The sequence below is a fragment of the Nocardioides alkalitolerans DSM 16699 genome, assembly GCF_000426525.1.
Lineage (GTDB): Bacteria > Actinomycetota > Actinomycetes > Propionibacteriales > Nocardioidaceae > Nocardioides > Nocardioides alkalitolerans.
Map to the genome: position 1 here is coordinate 193,955 of NZ_AUFN01000012.1, position 15,643 is coordinate 209,597.

At 73.6% G+C, this 15,643-nt stretch carries 12 protein-coding genes; 8 read left to right on the forward strand and 4 right to left on the reverse strand.

The window, feature by feature from the left end:
- Position 1 precedes the first annotated feature (1 nt).
- The 3 genes from K329_RS0110735 to K329_RS26165 are packed head-to-tail and all read left to right on the forward strand — an operon-like array spanning position 2 to position 5,846.
- Entirely contained in the window at positions 2–1,489 is a 1,488-nt protein-coding gene (locus K329_RS0110735; RefSeq protein WP_028473034.1) for a DUF3375 domain-containing protein, read from the forward strand.
- Positions 1,486–2,358, forward strand: coding sequence for a DUF4194 domain-containing protein (locus K329_RS26160; RefSeq protein ID WP_084541203.1), 873 nt, complete (start codon positions 1,486–1,488; stop codon positions 2,356–2,358). The genes K329_RS0110735 and K329_RS26160 overlap by 4 nt, the downstream gene beginning before the upstream one ends.
- Positions 2,358–5,846 (forward strand): ATP-binding protein, encoded by a 3,489-nt coding sequence (locus tag K329_RS26165; RefSeq protein WP_157571678.1) that lies wholly within the window; start codon positions 2,358–2,360, stop codon positions 5,844–5,846. The genes K329_RS26160 and K329_RS26165 overlap by 1 nt, the downstream gene beginning before the upstream one ends.
- Here the strand turns inward: K329_RS26165 and K329_RS0110750 are convergent.
- From K329_RS0110750 to K329_RS0110760, 3 genes are read right to left on the reverse strand one after another with little or no spacing between them, the layout of a single operon-like run.
- On the reverse strand, positions 5,833–6,576 hold the full coding sequence (locus K329_RS0110750) for a GntR family transcriptional regulator (protein WP_028473035.1): 744 nt from the start codon (positions 6,574–6,576) through the stop codon (positions 5,833–5,835). The genes K329_RS26165 and K329_RS0110750 overlap by 14 nt on opposite strands.
- Positions 6,577–6,614: 38 nt before the next feature.
- Positions 6,615–7,388, reverse strand: a complete 774-nt coding sequence (gene fabG, locus K329_RS0110755) for a 3-oxoacyl-ACP reductase FabG (protein ID WP_028473036.1) — start codon at positions 7,386–7,388, stop codon at positions 6,615–6,617.
- A gap of 3 nt (positions 7,389–7,391) precedes the next feature.
- On the reverse strand, positions 7,392–8,405 hold the full coding sequence (locus K329_RS0110760) for a phosphotransferase enzyme family protein (protein WP_028473037.1): 1,014 nt from the start codon (positions 8,403–8,405) through the stop codon (positions 7,392–7,394).
- Between the two features lie 220 nt (positions 8,406–8,625).
- Here K329_RS0110760 and K329_RS26170 point away from each other — a divergent pair, with 220 nt between their 5' ends.
- Together K329_RS26170 and K329_RS0110770 are read left to right on the forward strand one after the other, a co-directional pair.
- Positions 8,626–9,996, forward strand: coding sequence for an aspartate aminotransferase family protein (locus K329_RS26170; RefSeq protein WP_052336733.1), 1,371 nt, complete (start codon positions 8,626–8,628; stop codon positions 9,994–9,996).
- Between the two features lie 279 nt (positions 9,997–10,275).
- A complete protein-coding gene (locus K329_RS0110770) occupies positions 10,276–11,697 on the forward strand; it encodes an HNH endonuclease signature motif containing protein (RefSeq protein WP_028473038.1) in 1,422 nt (473 codons plus the stop codon).
- A gap of 291 nt (positions 11,698–11,988) precedes the next feature.
- Here the strand turns inward: K329_RS0110770 and K329_RS0110775 are convergent, their stop codons facing one another.
- Positions 11,989–12,822, reverse strand: a complete 834-nt coding sequence (locus tag K329_RS0110775; protein ID WP_211225827.1) for an alpha/beta fold hydrolase — start codon at positions 12,820–12,822, stop codon at positions 11,989–11,991.
- Positions 12,823–12,961: 139 nt separating this feature from the next.
- Between K329_RS0110775 and K329_RS0110780 the strand changes: the two genes are divergently transcribed.
- From K329_RS0110780 to K329_RS0110790, 3 genes are read left to right on the forward strand one after another with little or no spacing between them, the layout of a single operon-like run.
- The gene (locus tag K329_RS0110780) at positions 12,962–13,945 is read left to right on the forward strand and encodes an ABC transporter substrate-binding protein (protein WP_028473040.1); all 984 of its coding nucleotides are present in this window, start codon (positions 12,962–12,964) and stop codon (positions 13,943–13,945) included.
- Positions 13,942–14,760 carry an ABC transporter permease gene (locus tag K329_RS0110785; RefSeq protein WP_028473041.1) on the forward strand — a complete coding sequence of 273 codons (819 nt, stop codon included), beginning with the start codon at positions 13,942–13,944 and terminating at the stop codon, positions 14,758–14,760. The genes K329_RS0110780 and K329_RS0110785 overlap by 4 nt, the downstream gene beginning before the upstream one ends.
- Positions 14,761–14,771: 11 nt before the next feature.
- Positions 14,772–15,605, forward strand: coding sequence for an ABC transporter ATP-binding protein (locus tag K329_RS0110790; protein ID WP_052336794.1), 834 nt, complete (start codon positions 14,772–14,774; stop codon positions 15,603–15,605).
- Positions 15,606–15,643: the final 38 nt, after the last annotated feature.

Here is a 15,643-nt window from a genome sequence, read left to right on the forward strand (position 1 = left end):
CATGTCGGAGATCGTGGACGAGCTCGCGCGGGTGCAGAGCGCGTACGACCAGCCGACCCTCAAGCTGCTCAACCAGCGCACCGCGCCCGTCGTGCTCGCCGTCTTCCGCAGCGTGTTCGGCCGCGACGTCCGCACCGTGCCGGCCGCCCGGCTCCACGACCAGGTCAACGCCTACCTCCACGACCTGCGCCTCGCCGGCGCCGACGACCTGCCGACCGGCGACGGGCGCGACCTCTGCCTCCGGTGGATGCGCGGCCAGTGGCTCATCCGCAGCGTGGACGCCGAGGGTGACGAGACCTACTCCCTCACCTCCCACGCCCAGGACGCCCTGGCGCTCGTCCGCAGCCTCACCCGCGACCGTGCGCGCCTCAGCGAGCACCGGATCTCCACCATCCTCACGACCGTCCGCCGGTTCAACACCGACGCGAACCCCGACGCGGGCGCGCGCGTCACCCTGCTGAACACGGAGATCGCCCGTCTGCAGGCCGAGCGTGACCGGATCGTCGAGGGCGGCGACCTGCCCGAGATGTCCGTCGACTACATGCGCGAGGGCTACAACGAGGTCCAGCAGCTCGTGAGCGGGCTGCCCAGCGAGTTCGCCCGCGTCGAGGAGGCCTTCGACACGATGCGCAGCGAGGTGCTCGCCGCGTTCCGGGCCGAGGAGCGCCCGGCCGGTGAGGTCGTGGCGGAGTACCTCGACCGCGTCGACACCCTGATGACGGCCACGCCCGAGGGGCGCGCGTTCTCCGGTGCCGTCTCGCTCCTGCGCGACGAGACCCTGCTGCGCCAGCTGCGCGCCGACCTCGCCGAGCTGCTCGACCACCCGCGGGCCCACGAGCTGCTGACGGCGGGGGACCGCACCGACCTCCTCGGCACCGTCGCGCTCATCCGCTCGGGCCTCGACGCCGTCATCGCCCAGCGCAAGCGCGTCTCGGCGACGCTGCGCGACTACATCGAGAACCACGACGCCGCGCGCGACCGCGAGCTCGACGCCGTCCTGCGCCACCTCGAGGGCGAGCTGACGACCTGGATGGAGACCGCCGGGCCGCGCGCCGTGGTCGACGTGCCCCTGCTGCCGCCGCGTGCCGTCGTACGCCACCTGCGCGAGCGCTTCCCCGACCCCGCCGCCTCGCTGGCGCCCCCGCCGCTGGACGAGTCCACCACCACTCCCGAGGAGGACGTGCGGCTCGACGACCTGCTGGCCCAGGGCGGCCCGTCCACCGACCGCCTCGAGCAGGCGTTGGAGGGCTGGCTCGACGAGGACCCCGACCGCCGTCGCAGCCTGGGCGACCTGTTCGCCTCGCTCTCGCTCGACCTGCGACGCCCGGTGGAGGTCTTCGGCCTGCTCCAGCTGGCCACCAGCCGCGGCATGGCGGCCGCGGACGACACCGAGCCCTGGGCGACCACGCGTCCCGACGGCTCCGCGCGCGTGCTGGCCGTGCCGCGCGTCGGCGCCGCCCCCGACCCCACGACCGAGGAGACCCGGTGACCGACACCGCCACCGAGCACCCCGAGCAGTACGACGGCCCCGACGGCGCCGACGGCTGGGACGACGAGCCCGCCGACAGCAGCGTGGCCCTCTTCGAGGGCGACGAGGGCGGTCTCGACGTGCTCCAGCGTCGCGCCCTCGTGGCGCTGCTGAAGCACCGCTTCATCAGCGCGCAGACGCACCCGTCGGAGTGGCGCGCCGTCGCCGCCGACCCCGACCTCTTCCGCGGCCGGCTCCACGACCTCTTCCTCGACCTCGCCGTCGACCCCGAGCGCGAGGTCGCCCACAAGCGGCAGGTGACCCCCGAGGGCGGCGGACGGCCCTTCCCGACCCTGCTGCACGACACCCCCTGGGGCCGCGAGGAGACCCTCGTGCTCGTGTTCCTCCGCGGGCGCTTCCGGGCCGAGACGGGCGCGGGCACGACGCGGGCGTACGTCGACCGCGACGCCGTCCTCGCGTACGTCGAGCAGTTCCGGCCCCGGCACGCGACCGACGTCGCCGGCGACGCGCGCCGGGCCCGTGCGGCCCTCGAGGCCGTCTACCGCACCGGCCTGCTGCTGGGCCCTGCGACGGGCGACCGGTTCGAGATCAGTCGCGCCATCGAGGTGCTGCTGCCCATGGAGCGGCTCCAGGAGCTGCTGACGTGGCTGCGCCAGACCAACGCCGGCGAGGTGCCGGGGGACACGGACCCCGACCCGTCCGGACCGGACGAGACCCCCTCGGTCGACGAGGTCGCGCTCCCCGCCGAGACCCCCGACGAGCAGGACGAGCCGTTCGACCTCGCGACGCCCGAGGAGCCCGATCCCCAGGACGACGACCAGGACGACGACCAGCACGACGACCGCGACGACCAGGACGGGGCGTGGTGATGACCGGCACCGACGACACCACCGGCACCAGCGGCGGCGACACCCGCTTCGTGCTCACCGACCCCGACGAGCGCCCGGTCCCGGCCGCCGGCGTCGAGATGCCGCTCTTCTACGCGGCCGGCGCCACCGAGGGCACCTCCCAGTGGCGGGCCGAGGCCCTCCAGCTCGTGAACTGGGGCGGCTTCGAGGGCCGGGTGCGCTTCGACTTCCACCCTTCCTCGACGCTGGTCTCCGGCGCCTCGGGCACGGGCAAGAGCACGCTCCTCGACGGCTACATCGCCCTGATGATGCCCTCCGACACCGCCTTCAACGGCGCCTCCAACGACGCCGCCGGCGGCCGGGCGCGCAGCGCCGAGCAGCGCAACCTGCTCTCCTACCTGCGGGGCAAGACCGACTCGACGACCGACGCCTCGGGCCGTGAGGTCGACCAGGTGCTCCGCGGTCAGGGCACGGCCACCTGGGGCGCGGTCGGCATGACCTTCGTCGACGACAACGGACGACGGCTCACCGCGCTGCGCGCCTACTACGTGCCCGCCTCGGCGACCCGGGCCGGCGACATCAGCATGCGCATGGCGACGTACGACGGGGCGCTCGACCTCGCCGACCTGGAGCAGTGCGTGCCCGACCGGTTCGCGGTGCGCGGCCTCAAGGCCGCGTTCGAGGGCATCACGACGTACGACACCTACGCCACCTTCGCGCAGACGCTCTACACGCGCCTGGGCATCGGGGCGAACACCGACGGCGCGAAGGCGCTCCGGCTGCTGGTCCGCATCCAGTCCGGCCACCAGATCCGCACGGTCGACGAGCTCTATAAGGAGATGGTGCTCGAGACCCCCGACAGCTTCGCCAAGGCCGACCGGGCCATCGAGCACTTCGACGACCTCGAGGCGTCGTACGTCGCGATGGAGACCGAGGAGCGCAAGGAGCGCCGCCTCGCGCCGATCACCGAGGCGCACGAGCGGCTCGTCGCGGCGCGCGCCGAGCTCGACGTGCTCGACACGTTCGGGGTGGCCCGTCAGGGTGCGACCCCGCTGACGCTCTGGTCGCTGCGCACCGAGGCGCGGCTGCTCGACGCCGCGGTCGACGCGAACCGGGTCGCCCGCACGGCCGTCACCGAGGAGCTGCGCGACGCCGTCACGGCGGTCACCCGGCTCGCCGACGACCTCGAGGCGGCGCGCACCCAGCACCGCGAGAGCGGTGGCGGCGCGCTGGACGCGCTCGAGGACCGCATCCGCGAGGAGGAGCAGCACCACGCCACCCTCGTCGACAACCGAGACCGGCTCGCGGAGCAGGTGGCCGACCTGCGTCTCGACCTCGACGACGTGCTGGGCTCCCGCGACGCGTTCGACGGGCTGCGCACCGAGGGCCAGCAGTTCCTCGCCACCGTGCCCGACGCCGTCGAGCGCGTGGAGGAGGCCCGCAAGCCGCTGCTGCACCAGCAGGGCCGCCTGCTCGCCGACAAGCGCGAGCTCGCCGCCGACGTGCAGGACCTCCGCGGCCGCAGCGGCAAGGTGCCGCGCCACCTCAACGAGCTGCGCGCAGCGGTGGCCGCGGCCTCGGGCATCGACGCCGCCGACCTGCCGTTCGTCGCCGAGCTGATCGACGTCGCCCCCGACGAGGCGCGCTGGCGGCCCACGATCGAGACCGTGCTCGGCGCGACCGCGCGGCAGATGCTCGTGCCGGCCCCGCTGCTCGACGCCTTCTCCGCGGCCATCGACCACCTGCCGCTCCCGGGCCGGCTGCGGTTCGTCGGCGCCCCGACCGACCTCCCCGACGTGCCCGTCGGCGGCACCGACCACGTCGCGGGCAAGCTGCTGTACAAGGCCTCGCCGTTCCGCGGCTGGGTGCAGCGCGAGCTCACGCGCGACGGCCTCAACGCGTTCTGCGTCGAGGACACGGCCGACCTCGGGGGCGGCGGCTACCGCGTCACCGTCACCGGGCAGGAGCGCCGTCCCGGCGGGCGCGGTGCGCACGGGCAGGACCGGCGCCGCGGCGAGGTGGAGAACATCATCGGCTTCGACAACGCCGACGCCGTCACCGAGCTGCACCAGCGTCTCGCGCAGCTCGAGCGCGAGCTCGACCGCATCGACGCCGACCTCGAGGACCTCGGTGTCGAGGCCGAGGACCTCGCCGACCGCCGCCGGGCCCACGAGGCCGTCACGCATTACCGGTGGGCCGACGTCGACGTGCCGGGCAGCGCCGAGCGCCTGGCGCGCCTGGTCGCCGACCGCGACCGGATCCTCTCCTCCGACGACCGCCTGCGCGAGCTGCAGACGGAGGTCGACACCCTCGCGTCGCGTCTCGAGGACGCGCGCCGGCACAAGTACGGCCTCGACGCCCGCCACGACCGGCTGCGCGAGGAGCAGGGGGCGTACGTCGACCGCCAGGACGCGCTGGCCGACGAGCTCGACCGGATCGAGGAGACCGGCTCGGTCGTGCTCACCGACGAGCACGTCGCCCGGCTCGACGAGGAGCTCGCCGTCGCGGCCCAGCCCGACGACGCGACGAGCCTCGCCGAGCTGCCGGGCAACCTGGGCCGCCTGCGCCGCCGGCTCATGGAGTCGGTGGAGCGTTCCGAGCAGCAGCGCCGCGAGGCGAGCGAGACCCTCGCGACGATCTTCTCCGCCTACCTCGACACGTGGCCCGACCCCAACCTGGGGCGCACGGCCGCGTCGTACCCCGACTACGCGGCGATCCTCGACGGCATCCGCGCCACCGGGCTGGCGGACCGCCGCCTGCAGTGGCGCAAGAAGGTCACCGAGTGGTCGGGGGAGGACCTCGTGCCGCTCGCCGGTGCCATGGACGCCTCCATCGAGGAGATCGAGGACCGGCTCCGCCCGATCAACGAGATCCTCCGCAGCCTGCCGTTCGGGGCCGAGAAGGACCGCCTGCAGATCCGTCTGCGCCGCCTCGCGCCCGAGAGCGTCACCCGGTTCCGTAAGAACCTCACGCGCCTCTCCGCCGCGGCGGCGACCGAGCTGACGGAGGACGAGCTCGAGCGCCGGTTCACCGACCTGCGCGAGTTCATGGGTCGCCTGCGCCACCGCACCGACCCGCGCTTCGACCCCGAGCTGTCCGACCGCGAGGGGCTGCTCGACGTACGCCGGCACGTGGAGATCACCGCCGAGCGCCGCAGCGTCCTGGGGGAGCTGCGCTCGACGTACGCCCGTCTCGGCGGCAAGTCGGGCGGCGAGAGCCAGGAGCTCGTGGCGTTCATCGTCGGGGCCGCGCTGCGCTTCCGGCTGGGCGACGAGCTGCGCACCCGCCCGCGGTTCGCCCCGGTGTTCCTCGACGAGGGCTTCGTGAAGTCCGACGGCAACTTCGCCAGCCGCGCGGTCGCCGCCTGGCGGGGCCTGGGGTTCCAGCTCATCGTCGGCGCCCCGCTCGACAAGGTGACCGCGCTCGAGCCCCACATGGGCGAGCTGCTCGTGATCACGAAGAGCACCACGACGCACCGCTCCTACGTGCAGCGCCTCACCGACGCGTGACGCTGACGGTCGTCCCCCGCGCCACCAGGCGCACGCGGTCGGCGCGGAACAGGTCCTCCGACAGCTCGAACGCCCGCCCGTCCGCGTCGTGCGCGACCCGCACCACCTGCAGCAGCGGGGCGTCGACGGGCACCGCGAGCTCCCGGGCCTCGCGGGCCCGGGCGTGCACCACGGAGATCTCCTCCTCGGTCGTCACGGGCTCGAGACCGTACGTCGCGGCCAGCTCGGCGTAGAGCGAGCCCTCGAGGGGCCGGTCGAGGAGCCCCGGCACCAGGTCGAGCGGGAACCGGGCGAGGTCGAGCGAGAGCGGCAGGCCGTCGGCGTAGCGGACCCGCTCGACCTCCACGACCCGGGCGTCCCCGTCCAGGCGCAGCGTGTCGCGCTCGGCCTCGGTCGCCGGGCGCACGACGCTCGCCAGCAGAGCGGTCGCCGCGGTGTGGCCGGCGGCCTCGAGGCGCTCGGGCAGACCGAGGCGCTCGGCGGCCTCGCGGGCGACGGTGGCGGCGCGCACGAAGGTGCCGCCCCCGCGGCCGGTGCGCCGCTCCAGCAGGCCCGCCCGGGCCAGCGGCACGAGCGCGCTGCGCAACGTCGCGCGGGACACCGCGAACCGTGCCGCCATCTCCCGCTCCGTGCCGAGCCGGTCGCCGGGCCGCAGCGCGCCCGAGGCGAGGAGGCGCAGCAGCCGCCGTCGCACGTCCTCCGCGACGACACCGCCCTCGGACTCCTGCACGGGCACCTCGCTCGGCTCGGGACGGGGGACGTCGGGGGTCAGGCGACCGCGTCGGGCGACTCCGGCAGGATCTGCCCGCCGTCGACCACGAGCGCGTGGCCCGTAATGTAACCGGCCTCCCGCGAGGCCAGGAACGCCACCGCGTGGCCGATGTCCTCCGGCTCGCCCAGCGCGCCGAGCGGTACGGACCGGGCCATCTGCGCGACGTACTCGGGACCCATCTCGGCCAGCCCCTCCGTGGCGATGTTGCCCGGCAGCACCGCGTTGACGGTGATGCGCGCCGCCGCGAGCTCGATCGCCGCGCTGCGGAGGAAGCCGAGCTGGGCCGCCTTGGAGGCGCCGTAGTGCGACCACCCCGGGAAGCCGGTGACGGGACCCGTGATCGACGACGTGAGCACCACCCGTCCGCGCCCCGAGGCGGTCAGGGCCTCGATCGCCGCCTGGACGCTCCAGAACGTGCCCTTCACGTTGACGTCGAGCACCCGGTCGAGGTCGCTCTCGGTCATGGTCGTCAGGCGGGCCTCGGGGAAGATCCCGGCGTTCGCGCAGAGAACGTCCAGGCCGCCGAAGGCGTCGACGGCGGCGGCCACCATGGCCGCCGCGCCGGCACGGTCCGCGACGTCCCCCGGCACGGCGAGCACCACCCCGTCACCGAGGCCGTCGAGCTCGGCCACCGCGCGGGCCAGGTCGTCGGCGGAGCGGGCGCTCACCGCGACGGACGCCCCGGCCCGGGCGAAGACCCGGGCGATCCCGAGGCCGATGCCGCGCGAGCCTCCGGTCACCAGCACGCGTACGTCGGACAGGTCGAACATCGCTCACTCCTTCTCGGGGGTCGGTCGGGCGGGCACGCGGAACCAGTCCGCGTCGTCGAGGTAGCGCCGGGCGAGGTCGCCGGTGCCGGCGCCGAACGTGGTGCCGAGCTCGAGCGCCGGCGGCGAGGCGGGGTGGGTGCCGAGCCAGGCGGTCAGCATGAGCCGGCGCAGCATCACGAACGTCGGGACCATCGCCAGGTCGACCTCGCTGAGCTCGCGCTCCGCGGTGTAGCCCTCGAGCCACGCGGCGACGGTCGTCGGTGAGCCGGGCTCGTGCTCGAGCCAGGAGAGCACCGTCGCGAGGTCGTAGAGGAACCACCCGAAGCCGCAGTCGTCGAAGTCGATCACGGTCAGTCGCCGGTCGTCGTCGACCATGAGGTTCGCGAGGCGCAGGTCGGCGTGGATCAGCCCGTAGCGATCGGGGCCCTGCCCGTACGCCGTGAGCCTCGCCCGGACCTCGTCGGCCGCCCGGGCGACCACCGGGCGGTCGGCGTCGGACAGCCCGGGGCCCGCCGACCACGCGCCCCACCGGGCCGAGTCCCCGAGACAGGCGTCGAGGTCCCAGTGGAAGCGCTCGAACCCGGTCGGGACCGGCCAGCGCTGCGTGTGGAGGTGCATCCGGGCCGTGAGCCGACCCAGCTCGCCCACGGGCAGGAGGTGGGCCGACTCCTCGGCGGTGACGCCCGGCACGAGCTCGAAGGCGACGACGTGCCGTGGCCCGTCGGACCGCTCGAGCGTCACCACCCGGCGTCCGTCGACGGCCGGCACCACCGCCGGTGTCACGACACCGCACTCGTCGCGCAGCGCGTCCATCCAGGTCAGCTCCGACGCGATGGACCCGGGCGTCTGGTAGCCGGGCCGGTGGACGCGCAGGACGAGCTCACGAGCCGGCCCGCGCACCCGGTAGGTGCCGTTCTCCGAGAGGCTCAGCAGCCTCACCTCGCTCGAGGCGGCGTCGAGCCCGTACGCGGGGAGCGCCGCGGCGGCGATCTCCGCACAGTCCTGCTCGCTCAGCATGGGTCCCTCTCTCGTCGGTACGACGCCAGTAGACCGTCCGCCGAGCACCAGCAGACCAATTACCTCCGACCTTCACGCACTCGTAACGCGGACGGTAGGCGGCGCAACACCCCGGTCACACTCCCGGTGCGATGGGTCACCCGACCTTGTGCCGCACACTGCGCCGCCATCATGCTGACACTCACCAGACCAAAACGCCGTCACCGAGGAGCCCCTCACCGTGGAGACCAGGTCGAGCATCCTCGACGCCAACGCGTACACCGGCGCCCCCGGCACCGCGACGCCCCTCGTCGAGCGACGTCGACGCGCGCTGGGGCCGGCGTACCGGCTCTTCTACCGCGAGCCCCTGGAGCTGGTGCGGGGGAGCGGGGTGCACCTCTACGACGCCGAGGGCGGGGAGTACCTCGACGCCTACAACAACGTCGCCAGCGTCGGCCACGCCCACCCGGCGGTCGTGGCGGCCGTGGCACGGCAGGCGGCGACCCTCAACACGCACACGCGGTACGTCGACCGCGGGCTGGTGACGTACGCCGAGGACCTGCTCGGGCTGCTGCCCGCGGAGCTCGACCAGGTGATGTTCGCGTGCACCGGCTCGGAGGCGAACGACCTGGCGGTGCGGGTGGCCCGTGCGGCCACCGGCGGGCGGGGCGTCATCGTGACCGCGGAGGCCTACCACGGCAACACCGACCTGGTCACCGGTCTGTCCCCGTCGCTCGGCGCAGGAGCCCCCCTCGGAGCGCACGTGTGGACCGTGCCGGCCCCGGACCCGCTCCGCCGCCCGACGCCGGACCCGGGGGCACGGTTGGCCGCCGACGTGCGCGCCGCCCTCGACGCCATGCAGGCGGCCGGGGTGCGACCCGCTGCCCTGCTGGTGGACTCGATCCTCTCCTCCGACGGGGTGCACGCCGCGCCCGCCGGCTTCCTCGCTCCCGCGGTCGACGCGGTGCGTGCGGCCGGAGGGCTGCTGGTGGCCGACGAGGTGCAGCCCGGCTTCGCCCGCACGGGGACCGCGTTCTGGGGGTTCGAGCGCCACGGCCTGGTGCCCGACCTCGTGACCACCGGCAAGCCGATGGGCAACGGGATGCCGATCGCCGCCGTCGCGGCTCGGGCCGACGTGCTGGAGCCCTTCGCCGCCACGGTGCCCTACTTCAACACCTTCGGCGGCAACCACGTCAGCATCGCCGCGGCGCAGGCCGTCCTCGACGTGATCCGCGACGAGGGCCTGCAGCAGAACGCCGCCGACGTCGGCACGCACCTGCGTGACCTGCTCCGCGAGGTCGCCGCCCGTCACCCCGTGGTCGCGGACGTGCGCGGCGACGGCCTCTACACCGGGGTGGAGCTGGTCGCGTCCGCCGGCACCACCGCACCGGGTACGGCGCTGGCCGCCGACGTCGTCAACGCCTTGCGGCGGCGGCGCGTGCTCACGTCGGTGTGCGGGCCGTACGGCAGCACCCTCAAGGTGCGCCCGCCGCTCCCGTTCTCCCGCGCCGACGCCGCCCGGTTCGCCGAGGTCCTCGACCTCGTGCTCACGCACGACGTGCGGGTGGGCGAGGTGCGGGCGGGCGAGGTGCGGGCGCCGGGCAAAGAGTAAGCGCAGCGGTGGTTGAGGAGCGGGCGCCGGCGAGCGTCTCGACACCACGCCCCAGGGATGGTTGAGGAGCGAGCGCCAGCGAGCGTCTCGAAGCCACGCCCCAGTGGTGGTTGAGGAGGCCGCCGAGCCCGTGCCGGCGTTGGTTGAGGAGGGCCGCTAGGCCCGTCTCGAAACCACACCACCCAATGCGATCGAAGGCCATCTGAACTGGGCAAACAGTTCTCCACAGATCACCTCGTCACCCTGGCGATCGAACGCGTGATCGAATAGAATCAGGACATGAGCCCGACCACCGCCACCCTCGGCAGCACTGCCTTCCCGGCTGTGCTGCTCGACGGCGCCCGGGCTGCGCTGGCACGTCAGCGGGCGGCGGAGGTCGAGGTCCTCGTGGCGGTCGCGGACTGGGCCGACGCCCACACCGAGGGCGGCGTGGTGGCCGACCAGTACGGCCCGTTCGGGCTGCTCCGCGACGATGCGCACCTGCTGCCGGGCGCGGACGTGTTCGGTGAGCTCGGTGGGCCGGGCGCTCCGTTGGTGTCGGAGTTCTGCGTGGTCGAGATCGCGGCCGCCCTGGGTCTGTCGACCGACTCGGGTCGCCGGCTGGTCGGTGAGGCGGTCGAGCTGCGGCACCGTCTCCCGCGGCTCTGGAGCCGAGTGACCGCTGGCGTACTGCCGGTGTGGCGGGCTCGGAAGATCGCGCAGGAGACGACCCAGCTCACGTTCGAGGGTGCGGAGTTCGTCGACCGTCATTTGGCGCCGGTGGCGCACAAGACGGGCATGGTGACCGCGCAGAAGCTGGTCGCGGAGGCGATCGCGAGGTTCGACCCCGAGAAGGCCGAGCTCGACCGCGCCGACTCCGACGCCACCCGACGGTTCGACATCGACTTCGACGCCCAGGTGGATCCGGCCCGAGGGGTGGTGCCGGTATTGGGGACCCTCGACCTTGCCGACGCCCTCGACCTGGAGAACGCGGTGTCCCGGGTCGCCGCCGACCTCGCGCTCGCGGGGTCGCTGGACTCCCTCGACGCACGGCGGTCATCCGCAGTGGGAGAGATCGCGCGGCGCCAGACGACGCTGGACCTCAGCGGCTGCGGCGACCCGGCCGACGACGATGTGGCCGCGCCGGCCGCGTCGGCTGCGACGCGGTCGAAGGCCCGCCAAGTCGTGCTCCACGTCCACCTCTCCGAGGCCGCGCTGACCGAGCTCGACCCGCACGTCTGCGGTGGTGTCGACCTGGCTCGGGTCGAGAAGACCCGGAGCTTCGTGCTCGCCGAGCAGGTCCGCGAATGGTGCCGCGCCACCTCCACCCAGGTGGTGGTGAAGCCGGTCATCGATCTCCGAGACCAGGTCGCGGTCGACGCCTACGAGATCCCGGACCGGATCGCCGAACGCGTCCGCCTCACGAGGCCCATCTGCGTGTTCCCCCATTGCACCCGACCGGCTCGGGGTTGCGACCTTGACCACGTCGACGAGTACGTCCGAGCAGATGACGGCGGACCACCGGGTCAGACCTCCACGACCAACCTCGCCCCGCTCTGCCGGCGACATCACCGGGTCAAGACCCACCCGTCGCCGAGCGGCATCGGGAGGGAACGCAGGTGGCGCTACCGGCGCCTGCCCGACGGGTCGTTCGTGTGGACGAGCCCCCACGACCAGCAGTACCTCGTCGACCCGTACGGCACGGTCCCGCTCGCCGCCTGACACAGCTGACTGACCGCACACCTCAGCGACCACCGTCGCTGGGGTGTGCCGTCGTGCCCGGGGGACCTGCGTGGCTTCGAGACGCTCACTGCGCTCGCTCCTCGCCCACCGGACGCGCCGCGCTCGCTCCTCACCCACCGGCCAGGCTGCGCTCGCTCCTCACCCACCGAACAACTAGCCGCACAACTCCCCGCCACAGCGTTCCCCACGGGCCTCCTCCGAGCCCAAGGGCCTCCAGCGAGCCCAAGGGCCCACCCCAGCCCAAGGGCCCAGGCACCCGAGGGCGCCCGGTCACTCCCGCAGGAACCCGATGACGCCGGGCGTCACCGTGTCGCTGAACTCGTCGAAGAACCCGTGGCGGCCGGCGCGGGTGAGCTGCAGCCGGCTGCCGGGGATGCGCTGGGCGATGACGGTGGCGTTCTGCACCGGCGTCATCACGTCGTCGGCGCCGTGCAGCACGAGCGTCGGCGCGACGATCTCGCCGAGGCGGTCGGACGCGTCGTGGCGGGCGCTGACCCGCAGGTGGCGCATCTGCGCCCGCGAGGTCATCGACGTGTCACCGAGCAGGTGGCTGCGCAGCCGGCGCTCCGCGCAGGCGGGGGTGTAGAAGAGGTCGAGCAGCGCCCGGGCGCGCTCGGCGGGGTCGGGGGTGGCGATCCGGCGTCGTACGTCGGGCCCCCGCTCGCGCGCCACCGAACCGCCCGGCGAGGTGCACGCCAGCACCAGCCGGTCCACGCGCTCGGGGGAGCGGATCGCGAGCATCTGGGCCACGCGACCGCCCATCGAGGTGCCGTAGACGTGGGCCCGCTCGATGCCGAGCGCGTCCATCACCGCGCAGGCGTCGTCGGCGAACAGCTCGGTCGACCACCCGTCGTCGTGGTCGTCGGCGCGGGTGGCGCCGGTGCCGCGGTAGTCGAACGAGACGACCCGGAAGTCGGCGAAGCCGTCGCGCAGATCCGTCCACCAGGCGTGCGAGTTCGCCTGGCCCGCGAGGAGCAGGAGGGCGGGCCCGTCGGCGCGGCCCGACTCCTGGACGGCGAGGACGGTGCCGTCGGCCAGCTCGACCTCGGTGGTCAGGAGGTCGTCGCCGGGATCGGGCGCGGTGGTCGACGCAGGAGAGCTCACGCCTTCCTTTGTACTCCCGTGCCCACCGTCACCCCCACGTCGACGCCGTCGACGTCCGCTGGAACACGCTTGTCACTGTCGTGAAACGCCGGTGCCGGAGGGTGGACCGGGTCGTCTCCATTCCCCCAGAGGAGCCCCCGTGCCACTCGCTGCACCCCTGTCCCGCCGCCTCGCGGTCGCCGTCTCCACCGTCCTGCTCGGCAGCGCGCTCGCCGCCTGCACGTCCACCGGGGGTGACGACGACGGCGAGGTCACGACCGTCACCGTCGGCACGCTGCGGGGCCAGCCGCACTTCTACGCACCCTTCCTCTACGAGGACCACGCGACGGGCGACATCGAGTACGACGTGGTCACGCTCGACACCGCGCCGGCGCTCAACGACGCGCTGCTCAGCGGCACCATCGACATGGCCGTCGGCAGCATCACCGCGACCGTGGCGGGGGCCGCCCAGGGCCGCGAGGTCAAGGTGGTCGCGGGCGCGGCCGACGGGGGCAGCGGGTTCATCGGCAACGCCGAGATCGACTCGGTGCAGGACCTCGTCGGCCGCCGGGTCGGCTACCTCGAGTCGAGCTCGCAGTACGTCGCGCTCCAGCTGATCCTCGAGGAGCAGGGCGTCGACATCGCCGACCTCGGGCTGGTCTCGCTGAGCGCGCCCGAGTTCTTCAACGCGTTCAACACCGACCAGATCGACGCGTTCCTCGCCCCCGAGATCGGGGTCTCCCTCGCCCTCGGGGCCGGCGGTCAGGAGATCACCTCGCCGTACGAGACCGACATCGGCCGCGTCAACATCGCGCTGCTCGCCAGCCAGGACTTCATCGACGAGCAGCCCGAGGCCGTGCAGGAGGTCGTCGAGACCCACGCCGCCACGACCGCGTACATGGTCGACAACCAGGACGAGTGGCTGCCCGACATGGTCGCGGAGTACGGCGGCGACGAGGCCGTCTTCGCCACCGCGCTCGACAACTTCTGGCTCCGCGCCGACCTGTCTCCGACCCTGGAGGGCCAGATCGACAACCTCATCACCCAGATGGCGCGGCTCGGCATGATCGACGAGGCGCCCGCGCTCGAGGACGTCGTCGACACCTCCTTCGCCTCGCGTGACGAGCCGGACGAAAACGCATGAGCAGGTGGGGCCCGGCCGCGGGCCGGTTCGCCCTCGGCGCCGGGTTCATCGCCTTCATCCTCCTGATGTGGGACCTCGGCGTGCGGGGGGAGTGGGTGCTCCTCTTCGACATCAAGATGGGCTTCCTGCCGCCCCCGGTCGACGTGGCGAAGCTGCTGTGGGACTTCGCCTTCGGCGGGGTGTACGACGACGCGTTCAGCGGCTCGCTCTGGGGCCACCTGGGGGCCAGCTCGCTGCGGGTGCTCGCCGGCTTCGGCCTCGCGGCCGCCCTCGCGATCCCGCTGGGCGTGCTGATGGGCCGGTTCCCGCTCGTGCTCGCGACGCTCGACCCGGCGGTCAACCTCTTCCGCCCGATCCCGGCGACCGCCTGGGTGCCCCTGGTGCTCCTCATCATCGGCTTCGGCAGCCAGGCCACGATCTTCCTGATCACGATCTCGGCGTTCTTCCCGATCCTGCTCAACACGCTCAGCGCGACGCGGGAGGTCTCGCCGCGGCTGGTCGAGGCGGCCCTCATGCTCGGCACGCGCCCGATCGGGGTGCTCCTCAAGGTCGTCGTGCCGGCCGCCACCCCGGGCATCGTCAGCGGCCTGCGCATCGGCCTGGGCCTCGCCTGGGTGATCCTCGTGCTGGGGGAGAGCAACGGCATCGACACCGGCCTCGGCAGCATGATCATGCTCGCCCGCGAGCAGGTGCGCACCGACCGGATCGTTGTCGGCATGATCGTCATCGGCGTCGCCGGCTATCTCTCGGACCGTCTGCTGGTCCTCGGCCTCAAGGGTGCCTTCGGGCGCCGCCCGCTGGTGCGGGCCTCGTGAAGGAGAAGGCGATGACGGAGAAGACAGCGACGCCCGGAGCGACGGTCCGACCGCACCGGGTCGTCGACGAGTCCGGCCGGGTCCTCCTGCAGGGGGTCGGCAAGCAGTACGCGACGCGGCGCGGCCCCGTCGACGCGGTCGCCGACGTCGACCTCGAGGTGGCGCCCGGCGAGTTCGTCGCCGTCGTGGGGGCGAGCGGGTGCGGCAAGTCGACGCTGCTGCGCATCCTCGCCGGGTTCGAGCGCCACACCGCGGGCGTCGTGGAGGTGGGCGGCCGGCCGGTACGGCGCCCCGGGCCCGAGCGGGGCGTGGTCTTCCAGGACTACGGCCTCTTCCCGTGGCTGACCGTCGCGGAGAACGTGCGCTACGGGCCCCGCCAGCGACGCATGTCGAGGACCGCCGCGAAGCGGCGCGCGGCGGAGTACATCGAGATCGTCGGCCTCACCCGCTTCGCCGACCGGTATCCCGGCGAGCTGTCGGGCGGCATGCAGCAGCGCGTCGCCATCGCCCGGGTGCTCGCCAACGACCCGGCGGTGCTCCTGATGGACGAGCCGTTCGGGGCGCTCGACGCCCTCACCCGCACGTCGATGCAGCACGAGCTGCGTCGCCTCCATGTCGAGACGGGAGCCACGGTCCTGCTCGTCACCCACTCGATCGAGGAGGCCGTCTACCTCGCCGACCGGGTCGTCGTCATGGCCGGCGGCGCCTCGCACGGCGTGCCCGGTCACGTGAAGGAGGTCGTGCCCGTGACGCTGGCGGGCGAGCGCGACGTGAACGCCCCCGACTTCAACGCCGTCGAGCGGCAGATCGCGGCGCTCGTGCACGCCGGGGTCGGTGCGGGCTGACGGTCGGCGTCGTACCCCCGGCCTGGTAGGAACGGCGT

Coding starts and splice junctions, on each gene's coding strand:
- K329_RS0110735 (WP_028473034.1), top strand. CDS start 2: ATGTCGGAGATCGTGGACGAGCTCGCGCGGGTGCAGAGCGCGTACGAC.
- K329_RS26165 (WP_157571678.1), top strand. CDS start 2,358: ATGACCGGCACCGACGACACCACCGGCACCAGCGGCGGCGACACCCGC.
- fabG (WP_028473036.1), bottom strand. CDS start 7,388: ATGTTCGACCTGTCCGACGTACGCGTGCTGGTGACCGGAGGCTCGCGC.
- K329_RS0110760 (WP_028473037.1), bottom strand. CDS start 8,405: ATGCTGAGCGAGCAGGACTGTGCGGAGATCGCCGCCGCGGCGCTCCCC.
- K329_RS0110770 (WP_028473038.1), top strand. CDS start 10,276: ATGAGCCCGACCACCGCCACCCTCGGCAGCACTGCCTTCCCGGCTGTG.
- K329_RS0110785 (WP_028473041.1), top strand. CDS start 13,942: ATGAGCAGGTGGGGCCCGGCCGCGGGCCGGTTCGCCCTCGGCGCCGGG.
- K329_RS0110790 (WP_052336794.1), top strand. CDS start 14,772: ATGACGGAGAAGACAGCGACGCCCGGAGCGACGGTCCGACCGCACCGG.